The organism is Paraburkholderia phosphatilytica, assembly GCF_003443895.1.
Classification (GTDB): domain Bacteria; phylum Pseudomonadota; class Gammaproteobacteria; order Burkholderiales; family Burkholderiaceae; genus Paraburkholderia; species Paraburkholderia phosphatilytica.
The window spans coordinates 44,006-66,897 of sequence record NZ_QQOA01000014.1; the positions used below are offsets into that span (position 1 = coordinate 44,006).

20 protein-coding genes are annotated in these 22,892 nt (G+C 59.9%); 5 read left to right on the top strand and 15 right to left on the bottom strand.

Annotation, left to right across the window (positions count from 1 at the left end):
* Window positions 1–6: 6 nt before the first annotated feature.
* Window positions 7–834, bottom strand: coding sequence for an SDR family NAD(P)-dependent oxidoreductase (locus DVS29_RS16860; RefSeq protein WP_118181704.1), 828 nt, complete (start codon window positions 832–834; stop codon window positions 7–9).
* A gap of 253 nt (window positions 835–1,087) precedes the next feature.
* On the opposite strand from DVS29_RS16860, the gene DVS29_RS16865 reads away from it, so the two are divergent.
* Both DVS29_RS16865 and DVS29_RS16870 read left to right on the top strand, forming a co-directional pair.
* Entirely contained in the window at window positions 1,088–2,209 is a 1,122-nt protein-coding gene (locus DVS29_RS16865; RefSeq protein WP_118181611.1) for a CapA family protein, read from the top strand.
* A gap of 51 nt (window positions 2,210–2,260) precedes the next feature.
* Complete coding sequence (locus tag DVS29_RS16870; RefSeq protein WP_118181612.1) at window positions 2,261–3,037, top strand: SDR family oxidoreductase; 777 nt, start codon at window positions 2,261–2,263, stop codon at window positions 3,035–3,037.
* A gap of 27 nt (window positions 3,038–3,064) precedes the next feature.
* On the opposite strand, the gene DVS29_RS16875 is transcribed toward DVS29_RS16870, so the two are convergent.
* The 10 genes from DVS29_RS16875 to DVS29_RS16920 form a co-directional block, all read right to left on the bottom strand.
* Entirely contained in the window at window positions 3,065–3,817 is a 753-nt protein-coding gene (locus tag DVS29_RS16875) for an IclR family transcriptional regulator (protein ID WP_205962467.1), read from the bottom strand.
* A 187-nt stretch (window positions 3,818–4,004) separates the two neighbouring features.
* Window positions 4,005–5,567 (bottom strand): tripartite tricarboxylate transporter permease, encoded by a 1,563-nt coding sequence (locus DVS29_RS16880; RefSeq protein ID WP_118181613.1) that lies wholly within the window; start codon window positions 5,565–5,567, stop codon window positions 4,005–4,007.
* Window positions 5,564–6,049 (bottom strand): tripartite tricarboxylate transporter TctB family protein, encoded by a 486-nt coding sequence (locus DVS29_RS16885; RefSeq protein WP_118181706.1) that lies wholly within the window; start codon window positions 6,047–6,049, stop codon window positions 5,564–5,566. Before DVS29_RS16885 ends, DVS29_RS16880 begins: the two co-directional genes overlap by 4 nt.
* Window positions 6,050–6,245: 196 nt before the next feature.
* On the bottom strand, window positions 6,246–7,406 hold the full coding sequence (gene tcuB, locus DVS29_RS16890) for a tricarballylate utilization 4Fe-4S protein TcuB (RefSeq protein WP_118181614.1): 1,161 nt from the start codon (window positions 7,404–7,406) through the stop codon (window positions 6,246–6,248).
* Entirely contained in the window at window positions 7,393–8,802 is a 1,410-nt protein-coding gene (gene tcuA, locus DVS29_RS16895) for an FAD-dependent tricarballylate dehydrogenase TcuA (RefSeq protein ID WP_118181707.1), read from the bottom strand. The genes tcuB and tcuA overlap by 14 nt, the downstream gene beginning before the upstream one ends.
* A gap of 131 nt (window positions 8,803–8,933) precedes the next feature.
* Window positions 8,934–9,191 carry a hypothetical protein gene (locus tag DVS29_RS16900; RefSeq protein ID WP_118181615.1) on the bottom strand — a complete coding sequence of 86 codons (258 nt, stop codon included), beginning with the start codon at window positions 9,189–9,191 and terminating at the stop codon, window positions 8,934–8,936.
* Window positions 9,192–9,277: 86 nt separating this feature from the next.
* Window positions 9,278–10,066 carry an enoyl-CoA hydratase/isomerase family protein gene (locus tag DVS29_RS16905; RefSeq protein ID WP_164707935.1) on the bottom strand — a complete coding sequence of 263 codons (789 nt, stop codon included), beginning with the start codon at window positions 10,064–10,066 and terminating at the stop codon, window positions 9,278–9,280.
* A 44-nt stretch (window positions 10,067–10,110) separates the two neighbouring features.
* The gene (locus DVS29_RS16910; RefSeq protein ID WP_118181616.1) at window positions 10,111–10,839 is read right to left on the bottom strand and encodes an enoyl-CoA hydratase/isomerase family protein; all 729 of its coding nucleotides are present in this window, start codon (window positions 10,837–10,839) and stop codon (window positions 10,111–10,113) included.
* A 25-nt stretch (window positions 10,840–10,864) separates the two neighbouring features.
* Window positions 10,865–11,929: a CDP-6-deoxy-delta-3,4-glucoseen reductase gene (locus DVS29_RS16915; protein ID WP_240655654.1), complete on the bottom strand. Its 1,065-nt coding sequence runs from the start codon at window positions 11,927–11,929 to the stop codon at window positions 10,865–10,867.
* A gap of 13 nt (window positions 11,930–11,942) precedes the next feature.
* Window positions 11,943–14,063 (bottom strand): acetate--CoA ligase family protein, encoded by a 2,121-nt coding sequence (locus DVS29_RS16920; RefSeq protein ID WP_118181618.1) that lies wholly within the window; start codon window positions 14,061–14,063, stop codon window positions 11,943–11,945.
* A 344-nt stretch (window positions 14,064–14,407) separates the two neighbouring features.
* Between DVS29_RS16920 and DVS29_RS16925 the strand changes: the two genes are divergently transcribed.
* On the top strand, window positions 14,408–15,166 hold the full coding sequence (locus tag DVS29_RS16925) for a cupin domain-containing protein (protein ID WP_240655655.1): 759 nt from the start codon (window positions 14,408–14,410) through the stop codon (window positions 15,164–15,166).
* A gap of 311 nt (window positions 15,167–15,477) precedes the next feature.
* On the opposite strand, the gene DVS29_RS16930 is transcribed toward DVS29_RS16925, so the two are convergent.
* The 3 genes from DVS29_RS16930 to DVS29_RS16940 all read right to left on the bottom strand — a co-directional run bounded on the left by DVS29_RS16930 (window position 15,478) and on the right by DVS29_RS16940 (window position 19,621).
* Entirely contained in the window at window positions 15,478–17,589 is a 2,112-nt protein-coding gene (locus DVS29_RS16930; RefSeq protein WP_118181620.1) for a 3-hydroxyacyl-CoA dehydrogenase NAD-binding domain-containing protein, read from the bottom strand.
* 199 nt (window positions 17,590–17,788) lie between these two features.
* Window positions 17,789–18,601: an IclR family transcriptional regulator gene (locus tag DVS29_RS16935; RefSeq protein WP_240655656.1), complete on the bottom strand. Its 813-nt coding sequence runs from the start codon at window positions 18,599–18,601 to the stop codon at window positions 17,789–17,791.
* 96 nt (window positions 18,602–18,697) lie between these two features.
* Window positions 18,698–19,621, bottom strand: coding sequence for a LysR family transcriptional regulator (locus DVS29_RS16940; protein ID WP_118181621.1), 924 nt, complete (start codon window positions 19,619–19,621; stop codon window positions 18,698–18,700).
* Window positions 19,622–19,901: 280 nt separating this feature from the next.
* On the opposite strand from DVS29_RS16940, the gene DVS29_RS16945 reads away from it, so the two are divergent.
* The gene (locus DVS29_RS16945) at window positions 19,902–20,870 is read left to right on the top strand and encodes a Bug family tripartite tricarboxylate transporter substrate binding protein (protein ID WP_240655657.1); all 969 of its coding nucleotides are present in this window, start codon (window positions 19,902–19,904) and stop codon (window positions 20,868–20,870) included.
* 81 nt (window positions 20,871–20,951) lie between these two features.
* Window positions 20,952–22,337, top strand: coding sequence for an NAD-binding protein (locus DVS29_RS16950; RefSeq protein WP_240655658.1), 1,386 nt, complete (start codon window positions 20,952–20,954; stop codon window positions 22,335–22,337).
* 102 nt (window positions 22,338–22,439) lie between these two features.
* On the opposite strand, the gene DVS29_RS16955 is transcribed toward DVS29_RS16950, so the two are convergent.
* A complete protein-coding gene (locus DVS29_RS16955) occupies window positions 22,440–22,847 on the bottom strand; it encodes a GFA family protein (RefSeq protein ID WP_118181624.1) in 408 nt (135 codons plus the stop codon).
* Window positions 22,848–22,892 lie beyond the last annotated feature (45 nt).

The window sequence follows — 22,892 nt, forward strand, 5'->3', positions numbered from 1 at the left end:
TCACCGTCAGATACGGTTCAGAATCCGGCCGCCGTCGACAAGTAACGACACGCCCGTAACGAAGGACGCCTCGTCGGACGCAAGGTAAAGGGCGGCATTCGCGACGTCCCATGCGGTGCCTTGACGGCCGAGCGGAACCTTCGCGTCCCGTTCCGCCAGAACCTGTTCCCGGCTTTGATTCCACTCGCGAGCCCGCGTATCGACCGCCATCGGGGTGGCGATCAGCCCTGGCAGGATGCAGTTGGCGCGGATGCCATGCGGCGCATTCTGCAACGCGAGTTGCTCCGTGAACGCGATGACGCCGGCCTTGGTCGCCTTGTAGGCGACATAGGGATACTTTCCAGGTCCGGCGGCCGACGATACGTTGACGATCACCCCCGATCGCTGCTCGCGCATGATCGCCACCGCATGTTTACACGCAAACACGGTGCCGCGCAGATTGATGCGGCAGATATTGTCGAAGCGCTCTTCGGTGATATCCATCAGGTCGGCGTCGCCGCCGCCAAGACTGACGCCGACGTTGTTGTGCAGTATGTCGACGGCCCCCCACCTCTGTCTGGCGCCATGGATAGCCGCCGCGAGTTGATCCTCGTTCGCCACGTCGGCGGCAATCGCATCAGCCTCGAAACCCTCGTTTCTGATAATTCGCGCGGTCTCCTGCGCTGATTCCACCGATCTGTCGACGGCGAGCACGCGCGCACCTTCCCTCGCGAAACGCATCGCGACCGCCCGCCCGTTGCCGACGCCCTCGCCCGGACTCTGTCCTGCCCCGATCACGACCGCCACCTTGCCGGCGAGGCGGGCGCTCGAGGTCCAGCCATCAGTATCAGCCACCACTGTCTCCTTCGTGTTGTAAGTCAAAACGGAACGGGGCATGCGCAAAACACAAACCCACACGCTGTATTCACGCACATCGCCGCGTCGTCAGATGCTATCATGGGTTCCTATAATCAATACTCATTTCACTGGTTGAAACTTTAAGCACTGATCGCCGATGCGTTTTTCTGGTTTCCATGGACGGCTGGTTGCGCTAGCCTTTCCACGAGGCCCGTTAGCAGGCGACCGGCGACATACATAAGGAGGCGCAATGACACGGCTTGCATCGATTCTGATCGGTGGCGACTGCGGTCCCACCCACGGGCCAGAGCAAGGGTTCCCCATCGAAGGCTACACGGAGCTGGTAGCGCCCGCCCTGCGGGAGGCCGATTTCCGCTTCGTGAATTGCATGCGGACGTACTCCACACGTGGAGTGAAGTCGGACCACGCCCCTCAGGTCTGTCAGCCGGTTGAAATGTCGACGCTTTTCACGGGCGGTCTGTTCGACGCGGTGACGATGGCGAACAATCACAGTCTCGATGCGGGTCCGGAAGCGATGCTCGACACGCGAAGGCTTTTCCTCGAAAACGGCCTGCAGGTCACCGGTGCGGGACGTGATCTGGACGAGGCCCGTCAACCGGCGATCGTCGAAAAGGCGGGCGTACGCGTAGGCTATCTCGGCTACACGTCGGTAGCCACTGCCGGGACCGACGCAGGCAAAGGGAAACCCGGGGTCGTCAATATCCGGATCAAAACGACATACGAGCCGCATGGCCCCCATCAGCCGGTTCGTGTATGGACCGCGCCAAACCCTCAGGATCTTGCCCTGCTGACAGAGGATATCGCCGCTCTTCGCAAGCGGGTCGACGTGGTGATACTCGCGTACCACGCCGGCGCAATACGTCTTCCGCGCATCATTTCCGACTATCAGATCGACGTCGCTCACGCAGCGATCGATGCAGGCGCTGATCTTGTCGTCGGACACGCCCCGCATATCCCTAAGGCCATCGAGGTATACAGGGGGAAGGTCATTTTCTACAGTCTGGGCGTCTTCGCGATGACGAAATCCTTCGCGGCCCCCGCCTGGACAAACGAGCCCGCGTGGGCGCAGGGCGCCGTGCGCAACTTCATGGATCTCGATCCGCAATACCCCTTGATGCCTTACGGAAAGGATTGCACGCTCGCGCTGCTCGCAAAAGCGTACGTTTCCTCCCAGGGAGTCGCCAAGGTCTCGTTTCTTCCGGTCAAATTCGACGGTCGCTACCGCCCTGAGGTGCTTCGCGCAGGCGATCCGCGATTCGAGGAAGTAGTCGAATATATGAGATGGGCTTCGGAAGATATGCCCCACCGGTTCGAGATCGAGGGCGATGAAGTCAAGGTCACCGCGCAGTGAGACAGTTGCCACGCAAACCGTTCCATCATCAAACGTGAAGGGTAGTTAATCATGGATTTGGGCATCAAAGGGAAAACCGCTCTGGTCACCGCATCAAGTGGCGGCATGGGTCGCAACATCGCTCACGCACTCGCGGCAGAGGGAGCCAATGTAGTGCTTTTCGCACGCTCGGCGGACAAGCTGAAGTCGGTCGCGGACGAGATCACCCGGGAGCACGGAGTGAGGGCCGTCGCGAAAGCCGGAGACATGCGCGTCGGCAGCGACGTCGCTGCGCTGGTCGAAGTGGTGAAAACGGAGTTTGGCGGACTGGACATCATCGTACTCAACACGGCTCGCCCACCCAATCCTATTCGGGAGACAACCGAGGAGGTCGATATGGCGCGCTGGGACGAGGCTTATCAGAATCAGCTCGCCGGGGTGGTGCAGGTCGTTAGCCAGACTATTCCGTTGATCACCAGGCGCGGATGGGGCCGGGTGATTGCGATCACATCGGCTTCGGTGAAAGCCCCCATGGCTCACCATAGCCTTTCGACGGTCTTTCGAGCCGGTGTGACCGCTTATATGAAACATCTCGCGAATGAAGTTGGCTTGAGCGGCGTCACGGTCAACTGTGTTGCGCCCGCCCTGATCGAGACCCCGCATCGCGCGGGATCCGCTGCCTACACTCCTGCTCAGGCCGAGGCGCGCAAGAAGTTGACGCCTCTAGGCCGGATGGGCACGCAAGACGAACTTGCCGGTGTCGTGACCTTTCTGGCGTCGGTCCAAGCGGGATTCATTACCGGTGCGACGATCCCGGTTGAAGGTGGAATGCTGGGATCTTTGTTCTGAACGCCCTGCTCGTCGCCCCTGCACGCCCTATTCCGTGTGTCCCCCAAACTGACGCGAGATATTCACAGCGGCATCGACTACGAGCTTGATGAAGTTCTTCTCATGCATCTCCATGCGCACGGTAGGGGCGCCGACGGACAGGCAATAGTGGACCTGCTCGTCGACCCCTATGATCGGTGCGGAGATCGCCGAGATGCCCATGAGACGCTCACCGTGCGAGACCGCGTAGCCATGCTCACGGATGTGCTGGAGTTCTTCGAGAAAAGCCGCCTTGGTCTGCCTGGTGGCTTTCGTCGCAGCTGGCAGCAGCGGCGTCAGGTCCGCCTTCGACATATACGCCATCAGCACCTTGGAACCTGAGCCCGCCTGCAGCGGTATCTGTTCGCCCGCCTGCACTACTGCTCTTAGAGGGGCGGTAACCGTCGATATGGAATCGATGCATACGCGGTTGCGGCCGTTGACCGTATGGAGAGAGACCGTTTCTTTCGTCGTCTCGGCGAGCTCCAGCATGAACGGACGGGCGATCTCCCGAATACCCAGAGTGCCGCGCACGAGACCGGCAAGCCTCGTGAACCGGAACGACAGACAGTACTGTTGATCCTCCAGTCGAACCAGGTAGCCGGCCCGCTCCAGACTCTGCACAATCCGGAAGGTGGTAGATTTCGGCAGATCGATGCGTTCGGAGATTTCCTGAAGAGACAGGCTGCTCCGCTCAACGCTAAAACTTTCGAAAACAGCCAGAATACGTTCAACCGAGCGCATCATTTCGTAACGTTCCATACGGGGTCAAAGACAGGCGTATGGTACATCAGCCACGGTCGCGTCAAGCAATCGGCCTTCTCTACACCTGGACTGCCGGGGCACCCAGTATCCGAAAAAACGGGCAGCCGGCCGTTGCGATACGCACCGCAGGTTTCACGGCCGTGCCGAAAGAAATGAACAGCCCCGCATCGGCGGGGCTTCGGCATCATTCCTCGGTCAGCGGAGCATGGGCTAACGGAGGCACGGCCACCTGTGGCGAAGCGCCCTTCGAGCGCTTGCGCTTGTGCTCGCGCCAGGCGAAGTAGCACTGCCCGACGACCAGCACCAGGCAGATCGCCATGAATGTTGCACTGATCGGCCGTTGCACGAAGATCGCCAGGTCGCCGCGCGAGAGCAGCAGTGCCCGCCGGAAATTTTCCTCGACCATCGGCCCGAGAACGTACCCGAGAAGAATGGTAGCGACAGGAAAATCGAGCGCGAGCAGGACCGCCCCGATGATCCCGAACACCAGTACCTCACCAACTTCGAAAAGGCTGTTGTTCGTACTGAAGACGCCGACCGCTATAAAGAAGAGCGCAGACGGATACATCAGGCGATAAGGCACCTGCAGGAGTTTTACCCAGACTCCGATGAGCGGTACGTTCAGCAGCACAAGAAGCACGTTGCCGATCCAGAAGCTCGCTATCAGCCCCCAGAACAGATCGGCGTGCTGTGTGATCAGTTGGGGACCGGGCTGGAATCCCTGGATCAGCAATGCGCCAAGCAGCAGGGCCATTACCGCATCGCCCGGGATACCGAGCGTCATGGTCGGGATGAAATCAACCTGTGTCTTTGCGTGAGCAGACGCTTCAGGACTGGCCACGCCTTCTATAGCACCCTGGCCGAAACGATCCGGTCGCTTCGATATCTTCTTTTCGAGCGCGTACGCGAGGAAAGTGGTAATGGTCGGACCTGTTCCCGGCATGGCACCGAAAAGAGTGCCGACGAATGTACCCCGGACCATCGGCCAGAAGGCCTGCTTAAGCTCGCCGCGTGTTGGCCGCATATCACGCAGGCGCACTTTCATCTGCGTCCCGATGAAGCTGATCCGGTTCACGTTTATCAGGAAATCGGCAACGCCGAACAGCCCCATCGACAGCGCAACGAGTTCGACCTTGTCCGAGAGTTCTGCGAACCCAAAGGTGAACCGCTCCACGCCGCTGTTGACGTCCGTGCCGACAATGCCGAGCAAAAGACCGAAGACCGTCATCGCGATCCCTTTAAGCCGCGAACCCCGGGACATCGTCGCCCCGGCAATCAGACCGAGCAGCATGATCGAGACGATCTCAGTCGGGCCGAACTCGAAAGCGATCTTGACGAGCCAGGGCGAAAGAAAAATCATCACTATGATGCCGACCGACGCCGCAAAAAATGACGACACCATCGTGATACCCAGCGCAGCTCCCCCACGCCCCTGCTTCGTCATCGGATACCCGTCGATACAGGTGACGGCATGCGGTGGATGCGACGGCAGGTTCAACAGGATCGCACCGAGCGCACCGCCATACTGCGAGCCGTAAAATATCCCGGCCAACATCAGAAGCGCGGGAACTGCGTGCATCGAATAGGTCAGCGGCAACAGCATGGCGATCGCGGAGAGTGCTCCCATGCCCGGAAGCACACCAATCAGATTGCCGACCAGCACACCGACGAACGACCATAACAGGTTTTGCGGCATCGCTGCGACGCTAAAACCATACATGAGATCATGCAGCGTTTGCGCAATCATAGAGCCCCCCACTTGTACAACGGCAGCTGGATCTGCAATGCCCACCAGAACACAATCACGGCGATTGCATCCATCGCCAGCGCCAGCAGGACGGCTGACTTAAGGTTGTTATCCCGATCACCGAGTGCAGAAATAAACACGACCGCAAACGTGCCCGCGACGAGCCCAAGGCATTTTGTCAGGACGACGAACGCCACCATGCCAACGCAGATCAGCATCCATGCCTTCCACTCCGGACGCAGCTTTTTTTTCGCAGTGCGCCTTTCGGGCACCGCCTCGGTATGGGCCGCAAGATACCCCTGAACGGCAATCCCGCTACCGGCCAAGGCCAGAATGAGTCCCAGAAAAAATGGGAAGAACCCGGGTCCCATCTGAACCAGCGTGCCGATGTGGTAGGAAACCGAATGCGTCAGTACTGCGATTCCGACGACGATAAGCAATGTCCCGCCGATCAGATCCTTATGTAACAGCGTTCTGTTCATGGTGTCTCCTCCTATGAACGTCAATAACATTCACTTCTCTCTCCGCCAGGAGATGATCTGCTCCTATCACGTCGCTGCGATGCCGATGGCGATGACTTATGCTGGATATACCGATCGTGTCCGGTGCCCGTCGGCAGCATAGGCGCGGCTACCCGGCCTGAGTACCGGACTTCGCGTTAGCTCTCTCCTTGTGCGCTTACTCCTCAACCATCAACGAAGACGGTTTTCGCTTCTCGATCGCCCACTTCAGCAAAGCGGCGGATCGATAGATACCGTGCGCAAACTTTCCGTAGGGCAGTGTCATGAAAAGCGCCATCACCACACCCAGATGCACAGCCAGTAGCACGGGCATCGCCCCCGTTTCCCGGGCGCCCAGCAGCACCAGCCCGGTGAGGCCGGCCAGCCAGAGCAGCGCGATGAACCCGCGATCCATGCCCTTCTGCGATGCATCGCCGTGTAGCGGATGACGCCTGAGGTTCAGGATAAACAGACCACTGCATCCGACGACAAGACTCATCCCCCCAAAAGACCCCAGAAACACGGGAAGACTGGTCAGGCCGTAAGGTGCTTCCAGAGCAAAGAGATAGTGATAAAGCGTGGCGACACAGGTCGATGCAAAACAGAGCATGAAACCGTAGAAGGTCAGATGATGAAACCGTCGCCTGGAAAGCGAATAGCTGTCGCTGTCGTTGTTGCAGCCTTTGCCGTGCCCACCGCCGAGGTATCTGAGCGTCAGCACCGATCCCGCTGCCTCTGCGGCCGCATCGGCCGACAAGCCTCCCGGGTCTTCGTTTTTCCAGAATTTGCGCACACCGATCGACAGCGAGATCAGGGCGAGAAGAAACACGGTCCCAAAGATGAGTGCGAGGAGATTGTGCGGAAACACGCTGTAGAAGTTTGCGCTCCCCGGTTGCGGTCTGCCTGAGATCACGGCAAGGGCGAGAAACAGCGCAAGCCCGCCGGCGAGCGCCAGCGCGACCGTCGTGCCGTTTTTCCGGTACAACGCACCGAAAGAAGCTGGCCACGCATATTCGGTATAGGTGTTCACACGCACCTTCGCCATCGCCTGAGGAACGTTGACAGCGAACTCGTGCGGGGGGGCGTACTGGCACGCGTGCAGACACGCACCACAGTTGTGGCAAAGGTTCGCGAGGAAATGTACGTCTGCCCTCCCGAACTCGAGCCGTCGCGTCATTGCCGGAAATACGGCACAGAACCCTTCGCAATACCGGCAGGCGTTACAGATCTGCATGATCCGGCTGACTTCCTTCTCTGCCTGCGTCATGTCGATCAGGGCGACGACTTCGTTTGCCGCGAGCGCTCTCGCCTCGCGGGTCAATGCTTCAAGCGACTGCATGATTGATAGCTTCCCTGTAGTGCTGCGCTGCTGCCGCGGCCTGAGTGCCAGCGATCCGGCCAAAGGCAGTTCCGATCGACATACCCACGCCAGCCGTGTACCCCTTGCCAAGAATGTTTCCAGCCATCATCTCGCCTGCGACGAACAGGTTCGGGGACGGCTCGCCGCCGAAATGAACGGCGGCATTGGAATTCACCTTCAGACCGAGGTATGTGAATGTGATGCCGGGGCGCAATGCGTATGCGTAAAACGGAGCACGCTCCAACGGCTGCGCCCAGTGTGTCTTGGGCGGTGTCAACCCTTCGGTATGACAGTCGTCGAGCACGGCATGATTGAACGTACCGGGTCGACAAGAATGGTTGTACGTCTGGATCGTCTCCAGAAATGCCTCCTCGTTGAAACCGAGTGCCGTCGCCAGTTCCCGAAGCGAGTTCGCTCTGGTACCTGGGAATACAGGAGGCATGAACCGACCGATCGCTTTGGAATCGATAATCGAATAGGCAATCTGCCCGGGTTGCTGCGCAACCAGACGGCCCCAGATCGCGTAACGCTTGGGCCAGAAATCCTCGCCCTCGTCGTAAAAGCGCTTGCCGTCGCGATTGAGTACTACCCCCAGCGACACGCAGTCGACGCGCGTGCAGATTCCGCCGTCGTAGAGAGGCGCGCGCGCATCGATTGCCACGCAATGTGACTGCGAGGGGTCACCGATAGCGTCCGCGCCAGCGTCGATCATGAACTTCAGCAATGTGCCCTGATTGAACCGGGTGCCACGGATCAAAAAGTTGTCTGCCACCCAGACGCCTTCCACCTGTCCCCATGCCTCACGCAGCCATTCGCGATTCGATTCAAAGCCGCCGGCCGCCAGCACACAACTCGTCGCTGCAATGCGCTCATTGCCAATCCTCGCAGCGACAAAGCGTGTGCCGTCGAGCTCGATCGAATCGACGGAGGCGTCGTAACGGATAGCGACACCGATCGCCTCGGCGCTCCGGTAGTAGGCATTGACCAGCGCTTTTCCACCGCCCATAAAGAATGCGTTGGTACGTGCTACGTGAAGAGCGCCCGAAAGCGGGGGCTGGAAGTGCACACCGTGTTTCCTCATCCAGTCACGACAACTCGACGACGCGCGAATTGCGATACGCGCCAATTCCTCATTCGTGTTACCGCCCGTTACCTTGAGCAGGTCCTGCCAGAACTCCTCTTCGGGATAGGCGTCGACGAGTACGTCCTGTGGTGCGTCATGCATGCAGCGCAGGTTGCGCGTATGTTGCGAGTTGCCGCCGCGCCACTCCCGCGGAGCCGCTTCAAGCAAGAGTACGCTGGCCCCCGCTTCCCGCGCCATGATCGCGGCGCAGAGTGCGGCGTTGCCTCCTCCGATTACGAGAACGTCTACCATGATATTTGTCCTATTCTGAGAGGCCATGCTACGGTGGCGTTGGGGTCATCGCCACCAGCCTTCAGACAACACGTCTTCAATTTTTTTGAAGACCCGATTCCGGTCCTCATGCATGACTTCCACAAGAGCGACTAGTCGCTGCTCGCTGATTCCTGCAATTGCAAAGTGAACGACGGCCTGAGCCGGTCGGGTGGAAAAACGTCCCATGAACCGTCCATATGGCGAAACAGGAAAAGCGCTATTTCGCCATCCGAATCTTTTTCACGGACGCAGACGTACCTCGCAGCACTTGTGACGCCTTTGGCCCGGGTCACGATGATTCGATCCCGGCACGCCGGTCCGAACCACTTATCGATGTTCCATCTCAACGAGCGCACGATCTGCTGCATGGTCTGCTCTGATAGGGTCGAGGTCTGCTTCCAGCCTCGCTGTGAGTTTCACGCGCAGGCCGGCTGTACCGGATGCTCGAGGCGCCTCACCGCCCCTTGAATTCACCCTTGCGTTTCTCCTTGTACGCCGTGATCGCTTCCCGATAGTCGTCGGTCGACTGGACTACCGCCATAAGAGCCGAGGTGGTCTCGAGGCTGGTGCGAAGATCAGTGCGCATCGACTGGTACATCAGCTTCTTGATATCGCGTGTCTGAACGGGTGGCCCGTCCGCCAGACGGGTCGCAAATGCCAGCGTTTCGTCCTGAAGGCTTTCGTCCGCCATCACGCGATTGACGATGCCGAGTCGGTTCGCTTCGTAAGCGTCGACGAAGTCACCCGTCCACAGCAGTTCCAGTGCCTTGGCCGGCCCAACCAGTCTGGGGAGAAAGTAGCAACCTCCGTTACCCGGGATCAGGCCGACCCGGATGTACGCTTCCGCGAACCGTGCCGATCGCGCGGCAAAGCGGATGTCACACATAAGCGACAGGTCCATCCCCGCGCCGACGGCCGCACCGTTCACGGCCGCAATCAACGGTTTTTCGAATTCCTCAACCACCAGCGCGACCTTGTGAGTAACACGCTGGAGCCGGTGTTTTCGCTCAAGCGGCGTGGGATCCCCGCCTTCGGCTGCGCGGCGCCCGAGATCCCCGCCCGAGCAGAATGCGTCTCCTGCTCCCGTGAGAACGAAACTGCCTACATCGTCGTCGTCGTTCGCTTTCTTCAGCTCGTTGCGAAGCAACTCGAGCATGTCCTCGCTCAAGGCGTTCTTTTTCTCCGGTCGATTCAGCGTAGCAACCACTACACGACCAACCCTGCTGATTTCAAGATCCGCCACGTCCGTCTCCGTTTGAATTCGTGATCTGTCGGGCACAGGGGCCCTTACTTTTCGACGCTCTGCAACTTGGCCCGATGGCGCGCGTGCTCCTGCCGGGCTTCCTCGAGTGCGGAGCGCAAGCCCCGATTGATCCAGCGCTTGTTGTCCGCGAATGCCGTGCGATTCTTGGATCCCATTGCTTCTGCGATTTCTCTCGCCGATTGTTCGAGCTCACCTCTTTCGACCACTGCGCCGATCAGGCCGCGGTTGAGCGCGTCCCGGGCCACAAGCCGTCGCCCGGTCTGGATCAGGTCCGCCGCAAGGGCACGTCCGCCTAGCACCGTAAGGATGTTTGCGCCCGAAAAGGTGGCGATCCCGATATCGATTTCTGGAAGCGAGAGCGCCGATCCTTCAACGGCGACACATCCGTCAGCCATGAGTGCGAGCATTGCGCCGGCGCCGACGGCAAGCCCGTTCAACGCCACGACGACCGGAACCGGCGTCGCTATCACCGCATCCTGAAGCGCGGCGAGCGCGTGGGAACGTCTCTCCCGCTGACGCGCAGCATCGCCATCCGGGGACTGCTCGCGCACGTCCACTCCCGCACAAAAGAGCTTCTCGCCTTTCGCAGTCAGCACCACGGCCTGCGTGCTATCGTCGGTGCTCGCCTGCAGAATCGCCGACGAGATCGCATCCATCATCGCGACCGTCATGGCATTCGCCTTCCCGGCGCGGTCGATCTCGATCCACAGTTGCGAATCCCGTTTCCCGATCTTCAACCCATCTAACGACATACCAACTCCTGAGTGTTTTGCGCATTCAAGCGGACGGAGATGCGCCCGAGACGAAAATGTCGGCGAAGAATTCGTCTTCGGGCAGACTGCATCGCCCGGTAAAGTCTCTCTTTGCCGAGAGCACGACCACCGGCGCCCCGCACGCGTAGACCTGATACGACGAGAGATCGGCGATGTCCCTCATCACCGCTTCGTGAACGAATCCCGAACGCCCTCTCCAGTCGTCTTCCGACAGAGCGTCGGAAACGACCGGGACATAGGTGATTCCGTGGTCTGCCCAGGACCGGGCGAGTGAATCGAAATACAGGTCGTGCGGCCGCCGGCCGCCCCAGTACAGCGTCATCTGTCGGCCACTGCCTTTTTGCAGTTCGTGCTCGATGATGGATTGGATCGGGGCGAATCCGGTGCCGCTTGCCAGCAGAATCATTGGCTTGTCGGAATCGTCCCGCACGAAGAACGAGCCAAACGGCCCCTCCAGTCGAAGGAGGTCGTTCTCCTTCAATTTGCCGAAGACGAAGTTACTCAGAGGTCCGCCGTAATTGCGAAGATGCAGTTCGATGAAACCTTCATCCTCCGGCGAGTTGGCTATCGACAGGCTGCGCCTGATCCCGCCTGGGATCAGCAAGTCGATGTACTGCCCTGGAAGAAATCTGAACTGCGCGTTGGCTGGCAGCTTGAGCCGGATACGCATGACGTCGTCGGCAAGACGTTCCAGCGCAGCGACGCGGCACGGTGTCTTTTTGACTGGATAGCCATTGACGGACGGGACCGTCCGGCATTGCACCGTCACATCCGATGCTGGCGTTGCCTGACACAGCAGGACATAGCCCTGCTGTGTCTCCGAAGCTGAAAGACCTGCATGCTGCGCTTCGCCATGGTCACAGGTTCCAGCCGTCACCCTAGCCTTACATGATCCGCAAACGCCACTCTGACAGCTGTATGGAACAGGAAAGTTAGCCGCCAGCGCCGCGGCGAGGATCTTCTCTCCGCGACGGACCTCGAGCGTGCGATCGAGGGGCTGGAAAGTGACGATGTGGCGTTCAGCGTGAACTGTTTCGTCATTCTTGGAAAGATCGACAGGAAGTTCCACAATGTCCATCCTTTCAATGGCCCGGGAACGGCACGGGCACGATCAGCGCGTCGGCCGCCAGGACACCGTCTGGCAAAACGAAAAGCGGGTTGACGTCGATCTCGGATACGCCATCGCGGTGCTCCCATGCGAACCGGGAGAGTGCCGAAAGCGCTTTGGACGCGGCATCGACGTCGAGCGCCGGCTTGCCTCGAGCTCCGTCCAGAATTGGACGGCAGCGCAGTTCGTCGAGCATCTGTCGCGCGACCGTTTCGTCGAACGGTGCGAGCCGGCAGGAGGAGTCGCGCATCAGCTCAGCGTAGATTCCACCTGCACCGACCACCACGACGGGTCCGAACACCTCGTCGTTCACGACACCCGCGATCAGCTCGAACCCGTCCTTGACCATCTGCGAGACCATCACGCCTTCGATTCTGGCGTCGGGGGCATGAGACCGGGCGTTCGCGCGAACCTCGACGATGGCCGACTCAAGTTCCTTCGCGTCGCGGACTCCGACCTTGACGCCGCCGATTTCCGTTTTATGAGCGATATCCGGAGATACGATCTTCACGACGACTGGCCATGACAACTGGTCCGGCAAGCTGCCCCCGGCATCGGTTACCAGCACATCACGAGTGACGGGAATACCTGCGCGCGAAAGGATGTCCTTGGACTGCGCTTCGGACAGTTTGCCGGCCCAGCCTGAGAGGACGTCTTTCGACGACGGGGCGCAGCGGGAATCTGGGGATCCGGAAGTTCCCACCTGGCTTCGTGCGGCGCCGTAGCGCGCAAGCATCGCGAGCGCTTTCGCCGCGCGGGACGGTGACGGAAAGAGAGGCACTGCTGCAGCATCGAGCAGTCTGCCGGCATCCGCAATCTGGTCGCGGGGCGCCGATGAAAACACGCAGACAGGCTTGGCCGATCCCTTTGCCACATCGGCGATCACGTCGGCAGCAGCGGTACTGCCTGCGCTACCAGTCGTTGCAAGGTTCACGCAAAGGGCATCCACGCCGGGGTCGGCAAGTGTCACCTCGATAGCCGTGCGCAGCTTGTCGCGATTGCCCGCGGAAAAATAGCCCGCAGTCAGGTCGATCGGATTGTGCACGGCGCCGATATTCGGCACCACTTCCGCGAGCAGCCGTTCCGTCTCTTCCCCAAGATTCGCGAGGCGGAGCCCTTCGGGTTCACCGGCATCCGCGAAAACGATGGCCGAACCACCGGAAACCCCCATGACCGCCATGGCGCCGTGGGCCGGATATTTCTTTGCCGCGAAAGCCTTGAGGAAGTCTACAGCCTCATGAATCTCCCTGACTTCGACGATACCGGTCTGTTTGAAGAGCGCACGATAGAAATCGTAACTCCCGGTCATGCTTGCGGTATGCGAAGCGGCTGCCCGTGCACCTTCTTCGGTGACGCCCCCCTTCCAGAGCAGAACGGGCTTGCCAGCCGCGAGCGCGCGCCGGCCGACATCGAGCAGCGACCGTCCATCCTTCGTACCTTCGATGTACGCGAGGATGATCTCGGTCTCCTGATCGTTAAGCAACGCGTCGATCAGTTGGACGGTGTCGACGTCCGTCTCATTACCGGTGGCAATCACGTGGCGAAATCCGATGTCCGCCTCGGCGCACGCGAGCGCGAGGCTGTAGCCGAAGCCGCCACTCTGTGTGACGAGCGAGACGCCCCCTTTCTTCAGCTTGGGCTCCCGCGTGATGCTTCCGAACGCGGCGAACACCTGCGAATGAATGTTTGCGAAGCCCAGACAGTTCGGGCCGATGATGCGCATTCCGCTTGCTCTTGCGATCTCCAGCATTTCACGCTCGCGCTCAACGCCTTCCGGGCCGCTCTCGCGAAAGCCCCCGCTCAGCACTACGGCATAGGGGACCGATTTCTGCGCACATGCTTTCAGGACCGGGATAACGCCTTTCGCGGGTACACCGATCACGACCAGGTCGATCGGTGCGTCGATGTCGCTCACCGCGCCATAGCACTTGAGACCGTCGAACTCCGTGTACTTTGGATTGACCGGATAGATATGTCCCTGGTAACCATTCCCGACAAGTGCACGGACTGCTTGCGAGCCAGGACGGCCCGCTTCGTCCGAAACCCCGACAACCGCGATCGACCGCGGTTCGAGCAAATATTTGAAATTGTTCATTTCCGATCCGTCTCCAGCTGGTTGTTCCTGAAAAGTCTGCCCTGACAGCGAGCGATTTCTCGGCGGCCGCTCCAACTTCGTGAGCGATCCAATGGACCCGACTGTAGACCCTGGATCGACTAACGTCAACGATAAATGAAATCAGTTCCGATTAATGAAACCACAAAAAACGGACTGCGGAACACCCCGGCGCCACCTCTCAAGGACGACAGTTTCACTGGCCGGAATCGATGCTATTCCTCAAAACTCGTGCTACGATCCGATCGTGGTTTGCCAGATGCCGGCGAACGCAACAAGCATCGCAGAGCGATCTGCGGACGATGGCAGATTCAAGGAGACTTTGAATGATCTACACACGAAGCGGCGCCGACGCGCTTTCCAAGAGAGACGTCGTAGTTTCTCCGGGCACCGGGAACCAACATTGGGGAACGGTGTTTTTTGGTCCCCGCAGTTCGAACGCCACGGGTTCAGGACCGCAGGCCACGATGTCGGAACTGCAACCGCACGAGTCGGTGGTTCCGCATTTTCACGGCGTGACGATGTTCCAGATGTTCATCGCCGGCTCCGGGACGCTTGGGAACAAGCAACAGCCGCTCGAGCCGCTGACGGTGCAGTTCAAGGACCACCACACGGCTTACGGTCCGATCGTCGCGGGTCCGCAGGGTCTGTCGTTTGTCGCGATGCGAATGTACACGGGCAATTCGGAGCCCGTGTATCTGAACAAGGAAGGGTATCGGGACCGGCTCAAGCCGAGCAAGCGTCGTCACCTGACCTCGGAACGCGTGCGCTTCTCCATCGAGCCGGTGCTGAAGGAACGGCCGGAGCCGGTCTGGGAAACGCTTCTGAAGGACGAGTCGGACGGCATGCACGCGCAGATCGTCCGACTCGGAGCCGGTCAGAGCGTCGAAGGCCCGGATCCGAAGGCCGCTGCCGGATACTATGTGTTCGTCGGCAACGGTACACTTCTGCACAACAGTGAAGAACTTCCGCTCTGGTCCATGGTTGTCGTCGAGCCGAACGAAGAAAAGTTTACGATCCGATCCGGCGACAAGGGGCTCGAGGCGCTGGTCCTCCAGTACCCGCGCGAGGAAAATAACGCCTGACGCAGCAATCGGGCCTTCAGGACGGACCCCGGGGACACGGAAACTGTCTTCGGGGTGTTCACGTTTCGTACGCCGAACGTTCAGCGGCGTTGGCGACACGGGTTTGCCTCACCGACGCAACAGGGTAAGACCGGCCACTTACCTGGCCGTCTGGGAGCTATCGGAAATGTCCACCCCGGCAGTTTGAGATATGAGCGATGCAGGCGTTGCCGTCGCTCGCAGCCATACCGCATCCATCATGATGCAGAGGCTGGTGCGACGAGACCTTCGATCCCGTATCACATGAATCGAAGGTCATCGGCCGGTCGGTCTCAGATGCCCGGCGCGCGCAGGTCACGCAACTGGGATCCCTCAGCCGCAGCTTCGAGCAAGAGGCGGCCTGGCTTCCAGCGTTTGCCGAACTGCTCGTGCCACGCCTGGACCTGCTGGCCGACCTTGCTTGCCCCGACGGTATCCGCCCAATACATCAGGCCGCCCCGGTGGCGCGGAAATCCGAAGCCGTACAACCACATCACGTCGACGTCGCTGGCACGGTAAGCTTTCCCATCCTCAAGAATCTTGCAGACCTCGTTGACCGATGCGAAGAGCAGGCGCTGAAGAATCTCGTCGTCCGAGAATTCCCGCCGCTCGACACCGAGTTCACGTGCAACATCTCCAATGATCGTGTCGACCTCCGGGTCCACGATCGGCTTCCGGTCGCCGGGGTTGTACCGATACCAGCCGGCGCCGCTTTTCTGCCCTTTGCGGCCGAGTTCGACCATCCGGTCAGGCACGTGCAACTTGCGATAGGTCGGATCCGCCGCCGCTCGTCGTTTCCGGGTGTCGTAGCTGACATCGAGACCCGACAGGTCGCTGACCGCGAACGGTCCCATCGGATACCCGAACGTTTTCATGACGCGATCGATCTGGTCGGGTCGAGCGCCCTCTTCGAGCAGCAGCATCGCCTCGGTGACGAGCGGTGCACGACTGCGGTTTGCGGCAAAGCCGTCGCACGACCCCGCAACGACGCTTACCTTGTTCAGGTCGCGTCCGAGCCTGGCGGTACGCAAGATGGTCTCGACGGAGCTGCCGGTGCCTCGCACCACCTCGCACAGCTTCATGACGTTTGCCGGTGCGAAGAAGTGCGCTCCTGCCACGTCCCCTGGCCGGCGTGTCACGTTGGCCATCGTATCGATATCGATCGCCGAGGAGTTGGTCAACAGCAGCGCCCCCTCCTTCATTACGCTGTCGATTTTTCCGAACACTTCCTTCTTGAGGTCAATGCGCTCGAAAACCGCCTCGATCACCACATCTGCGTCACCGATCTGCTCATAGTCCGTCACAGGCTGGATGTACGCGAGGCTCTCGTCCATCTCACCCTGAGTGAGACTGCCTCGACCGACCCTCGTCGCATACGTGTCCCGAATTTTCTGCATTCCACGATCAAGGGCCTCCTGAGTTGCTTCAAGCACTTTCACCGGAACGCGGGCATCGGCAAAACAGACGGCAATCCCTCCGCCCATCGTTCCCGCTCCGATCACGGCGGCGCTGCGCACCGACTCGGGCTTGTAGTGATCCGGCTTGCCCGGAATCTTCGCAGCTTCGCGCTCCGCAAAAAAAGCATAACGGAGCGCCTTTGCCTCATCTGAACTTTCGAGTTCGGTGAAAAGCGACTGTTCAAGCGCAATGCCCTCCTCGAACGATCCGTTCACCGCCATCTCGATACAGGCCAATGCGCTGTGCGGTGCCTTGACGAGCCGCGCCTTCCTCGCGGCTTCGTCACGCGCAGGTGTCCACTCCTGCGGATTCGCTTTCGCATGCTCGATCCGGTCGTTTACGTCGCGAACGCGGCGCACGCCCTGCCCCTGCGGAAGACCTTTTACAAAGTCCACGGCTTGCGCGAGGACGAGTTCGTCATCCACAACGCGGTCGATCAGACCCAATGCCAGAGCGTTTTTTGCAGACACGTGGCGCCCGCTAACGATGATGTCGATCGCTGCTTTCGGGCCGACAAGTCGCGTAAGACGTTGCGTACCTCCTCCGGCCGGGATGATGCCGATCTTGACCTCGGGCAAACCCAGTTTTGCGTCGGGCGACGCGAATCGGTAGTGGCATGCGAGCGCGTGCTCCAGCCCCGCACCCAATGCGTAGCCGCGGATGGCCGCAACGACCGGCTTTTGACTGGCGTCCAGCGCGGCAGTACTGACCGACGATGAAACCTTGCGCTCCTTGCCGAATTGCCGGATATCGGCTCCCGCCACAAAATTGCTCCCGCCTCCCGTGACGACGACGCCCTTCACCTCCTCGTCGGCATTCGCATGCTCGAGACATTCGATCAGGCCCTCCCGCATCCCGGGCGCAAGCGCATTCACCGGTGGATTGCTAAGCGTTATCACCGCTACGCCGTCCACGACCTTATATCCAACTAACGTTTCTTCCGACATCGCCGGTCTCCTTTCAGCAAAAATCCGGTTCCGAGCGCGCGATGCCCGACAGCGAAGTCCCTGCAGCGCGTATCGACGTGCGTCGACCCGCCGTGAGTGCACCCTCCCGCCCGCATACAGATGCGACCGATGTTATCACGAGTTCTACTGAACAGCATTGGTTCCGATAGTCGAAACTCTGAGCATGAACTTTCGCATGTCAGCCGCTAATGCGATGCGTAATCGTTCCCGTATCCTTCGCGAGAAACCGGGTCCCTTCCTGAAAATCCACCGTCGCGGCGCCGAACTGGCGCGAGATATCGGCTGCGGCGATCAGGACGCTGCGTACGACTTCATCCTCGTTGATCCTCATTCGAACGGTAGGAGCGCCAACGGAAATGCAATATCTGACCTGGTCGTCCGAATCGTGAATCGGTGCGGAGATCGCTGAAATGCCGAGCAGGCGCTCGCCATGTGACACAGCAAACCCCTGCGTGCGGATCTTTTCCAGTTCCTCCTCGATCTCGGCCCTCGGCCTTCTTGTCACTCGCACGACATCGACCACCATCGCAGACAGCTTCTCCGACGACATGTACGCCATCAGAACCTTCGACGCAGCACCCGCCACCATCGGCACCTGCTCGCCAGGTTGGGCGACCATTCTGAGCGGTGCGGCGACAGTCGCCACCGCGTCGATACAGATCCGGTAGCTACCCGACAGCGTGTGCAATGAAGCCGTCTCGCGAGTGCGGTCGGCAAGCTGAAGGAGGACGGGTCGCGATATCTCGCGAATCCCCAGGGTGCTGCGCACGTGGCCTGCCAGACGGGTGAACTGGAAGGACAGGCAATACTGCTGATCTTCAAGGCGCACCAGATAGCCCGCCTTCTCCAGGCTCTGGACGATACGGAATGCCGTCGACTTGGGAAGCGCGATGCGGTCCGCTATTTCCTGAAGCATGAGACTTGTTCTGTCGACGCTGAAACTTTCGAACACAGCCAGGATGCGTTGCACCGAGCGCATGGTCTCTTTCACGGAAAACCCCTCAAAATATCTGGTTCCAGCTCGCGTCGAACACCACGCAAACCATCTCGACTGGAAAACCGGTTAATCGGTGAGCATGCGCTCCGGTCACATCAACGCCGTCACCCCAAGCCACCGACCTTCTCCCACCTGTTTCAGTGCCACTTCCCGCAAAACGAGACGCGCGGCCAGACCGGATGGGGTCAACTCCTCATCTGCCAGAGACGCGACGAGATTGATACGGCTGAGGGTGGCCCCAAGAATCGGCACCGTGTACAGCTTTGATCCCCTGCAGCGCGCCAGCGCCGCGGCGGGCTGAATCGTCACGCCCAGGCCACTGCTGACCGCCTCCATGAGCGTTGCGAGTCCGTCTATTTCGGCAATCACGCTCATTGCGCAACCGGCTCGGGAAAAGGCGCCATCCACAAGAGACCGCAGCCCATGAGGACTACTTGGGAGGATCAGGGGAAATTGCGCCAGTTCGGCGATGTCATATCCAGACGGATCCGCAGGGACCGGCAACGTGCCGGCCGATATCACATACAGCCGTTCGGAAAGCAGTGGAGCGGTCCGGACACGCTTTGCCCTTGGACCGCCAAAGAGGATGGCGACGTCGATCTGCCGCGATGCAAGCAATGATTCCAGATTGCCGGACAGACTCTCGACGATGCGAATACCGACGTCCGGATACCGGGACCTCATCTCCCGAAGGAATGGCAGCGCAAGCACGCCCGAGGTGCTCGGCGCGAGTCCGACCGACGCTTCGCCCGACAGACGGTCCAGCTGCGCCGCCCGGGCTGCATCGTCGGCCATGCGCAGGATCAACTGCGCCTTGTGCCAGAAAGTGAGACCTGCACTTGTCGGCTGTACACCGTTCTTGGTGCGCTTCAGAAGTCGGACGGAAAGCTCGCTTTCCAAACGACTGACCTGTTGGCTTAGCGCCGATGTGACGAGATCGAGCTCGATGGCAGCACGCCCCATGCTACCGCTCTGAACGACCTGTACGAAATAGCGAAGCTGCCGGATTTCCATATGCGTTGCCTTATTCAGCACGTCCAGCCGGGGCGATACGCCCTCGGCACCGCACTTGCAGTCGTCGTGACCACCCGCCGACGTAGCACAGCAAATACCGACCGCGGCGCGAACCGGGAATTCCTCGAGCGGAAGTATTGCGTTCCGACTATCGGAACGCGTACCATTTTAAACACTGTACCGCATCGATCAGGCAAACTGTTAGAAATTTCATGAACGGGAGGAAGACATGCACAGGCATTGGAGATTCGGAGCTATCGGGCCCCTGCTTGGAGCAATCGTGTGGCTTTTCGCAGCCATGTTCATTCCGGGACTCGCGCGTGCAGAGAGTGGCTATCCGGCACGGCCGGTGCGGCTGCTCGTCGGATTCAACGCTGCGGGCGCCACCGACACGATCGCCCGGTACTACGCGTCAAAACTCAGCGACGTCCTACGAACGAGCGTCTACATCGAGAATCGCCCCGGCGCGTATCAGATGATTGCGATACGCAACCTGAAGTCCGCGCCGGCCGATGGGTACACCCTGTTCCTGATCACCGGCAGCGCCGCGTCCCAGTACCCGGGCCTGCAGAAAGACCTTCCATACAACCCTCTCAAGGACTTTTCGTTTATCGGTCTGGTCGGCGAGGCGCCCGGCGTGATCGTTGCGAGCCCATCCCTCCCAGTCTCCGACATTTCAGAGCTTGTGAAGTACTGCAAGGCTCACCCCGACTCGCTGAACTTCGGGTCTTCCGGCATCGGCTCAGCCAGCCATATACAGATGGAATATCTGTCTAGCCTCGCCGGTATACGGATGACGCACATTCCCTTCAAAGCGGACGCCGAAATCATCACTGCACTGCTGTCCGGATCGGTACAGATCGGGATGACGCCCATTCAGGGTGCACTCCCGTCGATTCAGAGTGGCATGGTGCGAGCTCTTGCCGTTACGGGTAACAGACGCGTGGCTTCCCTGCCCAATGTCCCTGCGCTGGGAGAGGCGAAGATCGCCGGCCTGGGCAACGTCGATCCCTACACGTACTACGTGCTGGTAGGACCAAAAGGGCTTCCCGCGGACGTCGTCCAGAAGCTGAACGTAGCGATCAACACGGTGTCCCGTATGCCACAGACGGTCGCTTACATGCACAAGCTCGGGTACGAGCCAGGCATCGGCACACCCCAGTCCGTGATGGACTACGTCCTTCGGGACACGAAGAAATGGACCGACTTCCACGCAGCGACTCATTTCGATCTACATATTGGCCAATAAATCATCGGTTCCGATTATCGGAACTAATATCGATCAGTGATTTGCGTGATAGGATCGCTGCAAATACGCGGCAGCCTCGGGATGGATTACCGGAATCATCACGGAAAGCATCCCGACAAGAACCAGATACCATCAATCGAACTGTCATGTGAGGCGACAATGAACATCGGATATATTGGGCTCGGCGCGCTGGGCGGCCAGCTTGCACGACGATTCCTTCGGGACCATCAACTGACGGTATGGGACATCAGCGCGACTGCGGTTGGCGAGCTCGCCTCCCTCGGCGCCAGTGTGGCGTCCACAGCGGCTGAACTCGCGAAACGCTCCGACGTCGTCTTCCTCTGCCTGCCACGCAGCGCCGATGTAAAGAACGCAGTGTTCGCACCTGAGGGGCTGGCCGCGGGGTTGAGCCCCGGAAAGATAGTGGTCGATCAGACTAGCGGCGTACCCGAAGAGACCCGCGAGATCGCGGCAGCGCTATCCGAGTCGGGCGTACTGATGTTGGACGCCGCGGTATCGGCAAGCCCTCAGATAGTTTCCACGGGAAACGCCAACCTTATGGTGTCGGCACCTGTCGAGGTTCTGGACCGGGCAGACCCTGCGCTTCGAGCGATTACGGACAAGATTTTTCGCTGCGGATCCCGGGTGGGTGACGGCCAGGCGATGAAAACCGTCAACAATGCGATGAACGCGGGGAACCGTCTCGGCGTGCTTGAGGTGCTGGCATTCGGCCGGAAGTCCGGACTCACGCTTCAGGCGATGGCGGACCATCTTTCAGGCAGCCAAGCGTGCTGTCAGATCACCGACCGGATGTTGCCAGCCCTTCTTCAGGGCAAGGCTTCGACCGATTTCGCACTGTCCCTGATGCTGAAGGATATTTATCAGGCACTCTCCCTTGGCATGACGCACGACGCCCCGATGCCGATCACCGGGATCGTTCAGGGTCTTCTGCAGATCGGGGGGAATCTTCAGGGTCCACAGGCTCGCCTCGAGGATATGGTGAACATCATTGGATCGATGGCAGGCTCGAACATTACCGGCGAAGCGGTTACGTCTACGGCTGGGCAGTCGGGAGCCGGCGAAGCCAGCATGCTGGAAACCATCGCCAGCATCGGTGCGTCACAGTCACGCGCGATTTCTTACGAGTGCATCTCCGCTGGCCTGAACTACGGGCTGCAATTGAAGGACATGAGCGAGGTTCTCCATGCCAGTTCGGGTTGGAGTACCGGGTCGCGAAATATCTTTAGCGAGCTGATGGGCGGCGGTCGGCCTAGCGACTCCTCTCTCGACGATGCGCTCAGGCACCTTCAGGAAGGCTGTTCACTCGGCAGCCGACTCGGTGTTCCGTTGATGATCGCAAACGGGACGCGCGCTATCTTCGAGCGCATGCGCAGTCAGTTCGGGGCTGAAAAACGAGTCGATGAACTGTCCTTGCTCTACCCCGTCACCCCTCGAAATGCGACCTGACTCACCCGATGCAGATGACGCGGATCTGACTCGGGCCTCGTGATCGAGCCGCCTGCCCCCTTAAAAATGGGCCGGCGGCTCTTCGGTCTTCGTTTCCACTTTCTACGGCTGCCCGATGAACTCCTCGGTGCCCTCAATGGGTGGTAGCCACGCGAACCTCCCCTTCGTCCAGATCTGCCTGGCAGGCTTAAGAAGTTCATGTTTCTGCTCGAGCGCTCCCACCCGCAGTGAATAGGCCTGTGCGTTTTCCGCCGCCGACGAATAAACGGGTCCACCACACGTATCGCAGAACGCGTGGATTCGCCTGTTTCCTCGCTCAGAGATCTTCAGGTACGTCTTGGGCGTCCCTTTTAACAGACGGAACGTGTCCGCAGGCGCTGATATGTTCATTCTGAAAACAGAACCCGACTGACGTTGGCAGTCCGAACAATGGCAGATTGAAGCGGTGCCCGGCTCGACCTCTGCCTCATAGACAATCGCTCCACACAGACATCGACCTTCGACTCGCATTCTCGCCTCCACTTACCGTGACTGGATTCCAGGCGAGAAGCTGGC

Bases quoted from the DNA above. Each gene is read 5' to 3' on its own strand.
- DVS29_RS16865 (WP_118181611.1), top strand. From the start codon at position 1,088: ATGACACGGCTTGCATCGATTCTGATCGGTGGCGACTGCGGTCCCACC.
- DVS29_RS16870 (WP_118181612.1), top strand. From the start codon at position 2,261: ATGGATTTGGGCATCAAAGGGAAAACCGCTCTGGTCACCGCATCAAGT.
- DVS29_RS16875 (WP_205962467.1), bottom strand. From the start codon at position 3,817: ATGGAACGTTACGAAATGATGCGCTCGGTTGAACGTATTCTGGCTGTT.
- DVS29_RS16880 (WP_118181613.1), bottom strand. From the start codon at position 5,567: ATGATTGCGCAAACGCTGCATGATCTCATGTATGGTTTTAGCGTCGCA.
- DVS29_RS16885 (WP_118181706.1), bottom strand. From the start codon at position 6,049: ATGAACAGAACGCTGTTACATAAGGATCTGATCGGCGGGACATTGCTT.
- tcuB (WP_118181614.1), bottom strand. From the start codon at position 7,406: ATGCAGTCGCTTGAAGCATTGACCCGCGAGGCGAGAGCGCTCGCGGCA.
- tcuA (WP_118181707.1), bottom strand. From the start codon at position 8,802: ATGGTAGACGTTCTCGTAATCGGAGGAGGCAACGCCGCACTCTGCGCC.
- DVS29_RS16900 (WP_118181615.1), bottom strand. From the start codon at position 9,191: ATGCAGCAGATCGTGCGCTCGTTGAGATGGAACATCGATAAGTGGTTC.
- DVS29_RS16910 (WP_118181616.1), bottom strand. From the start codon at position 10,839: ATGTCGTTAGATGGGTTGAAGATCGGGAAACGGGATTCGCAACTGTGG.
- DVS29_RS16920 (WP_118181618.1), bottom strand. From the start codon at position 14,063: ATGAACAATTTCAAATATTTGCTCGAACCGCGGTCGATCGCGGTTGTC.
- DVS29_RS16925 (WP_240655655.1), top strand. From the start codon at position 14,408: ATGATCTACACACGAAGCGGCGCCGACGCGCTTTCCAAGAGAGACGTC.
- DVS29_RS16930 (WP_118181620.1), bottom strand. From the start codon at position 17,589: ATGTCGGAAGAAACGTTAGTTGGATATAAGGTCGTGGACGGCGTAGCG.
- DVS29_RS16940 (WP_118181621.1), bottom strand. From the start codon at position 19,621: ATGGAAATCCGGCAGCTTCGCTATTTCGTACAGGTCGTTCAGAGCGGT.
- DVS29_RS16950 (WP_240655658.1), top strand. From the start codon at position 20,952: ATGGATTACCGGAATCATCACGGAAAGCATCCCGACAAGAACCAGATA.
- DVS29_RS16955 (WP_118181624.1), bottom strand. From the start codon at position 22,847: ATGCGAGTCGAAGGTCGATGTCTGTGTGGAGCGATTGTCTATGAGGCA.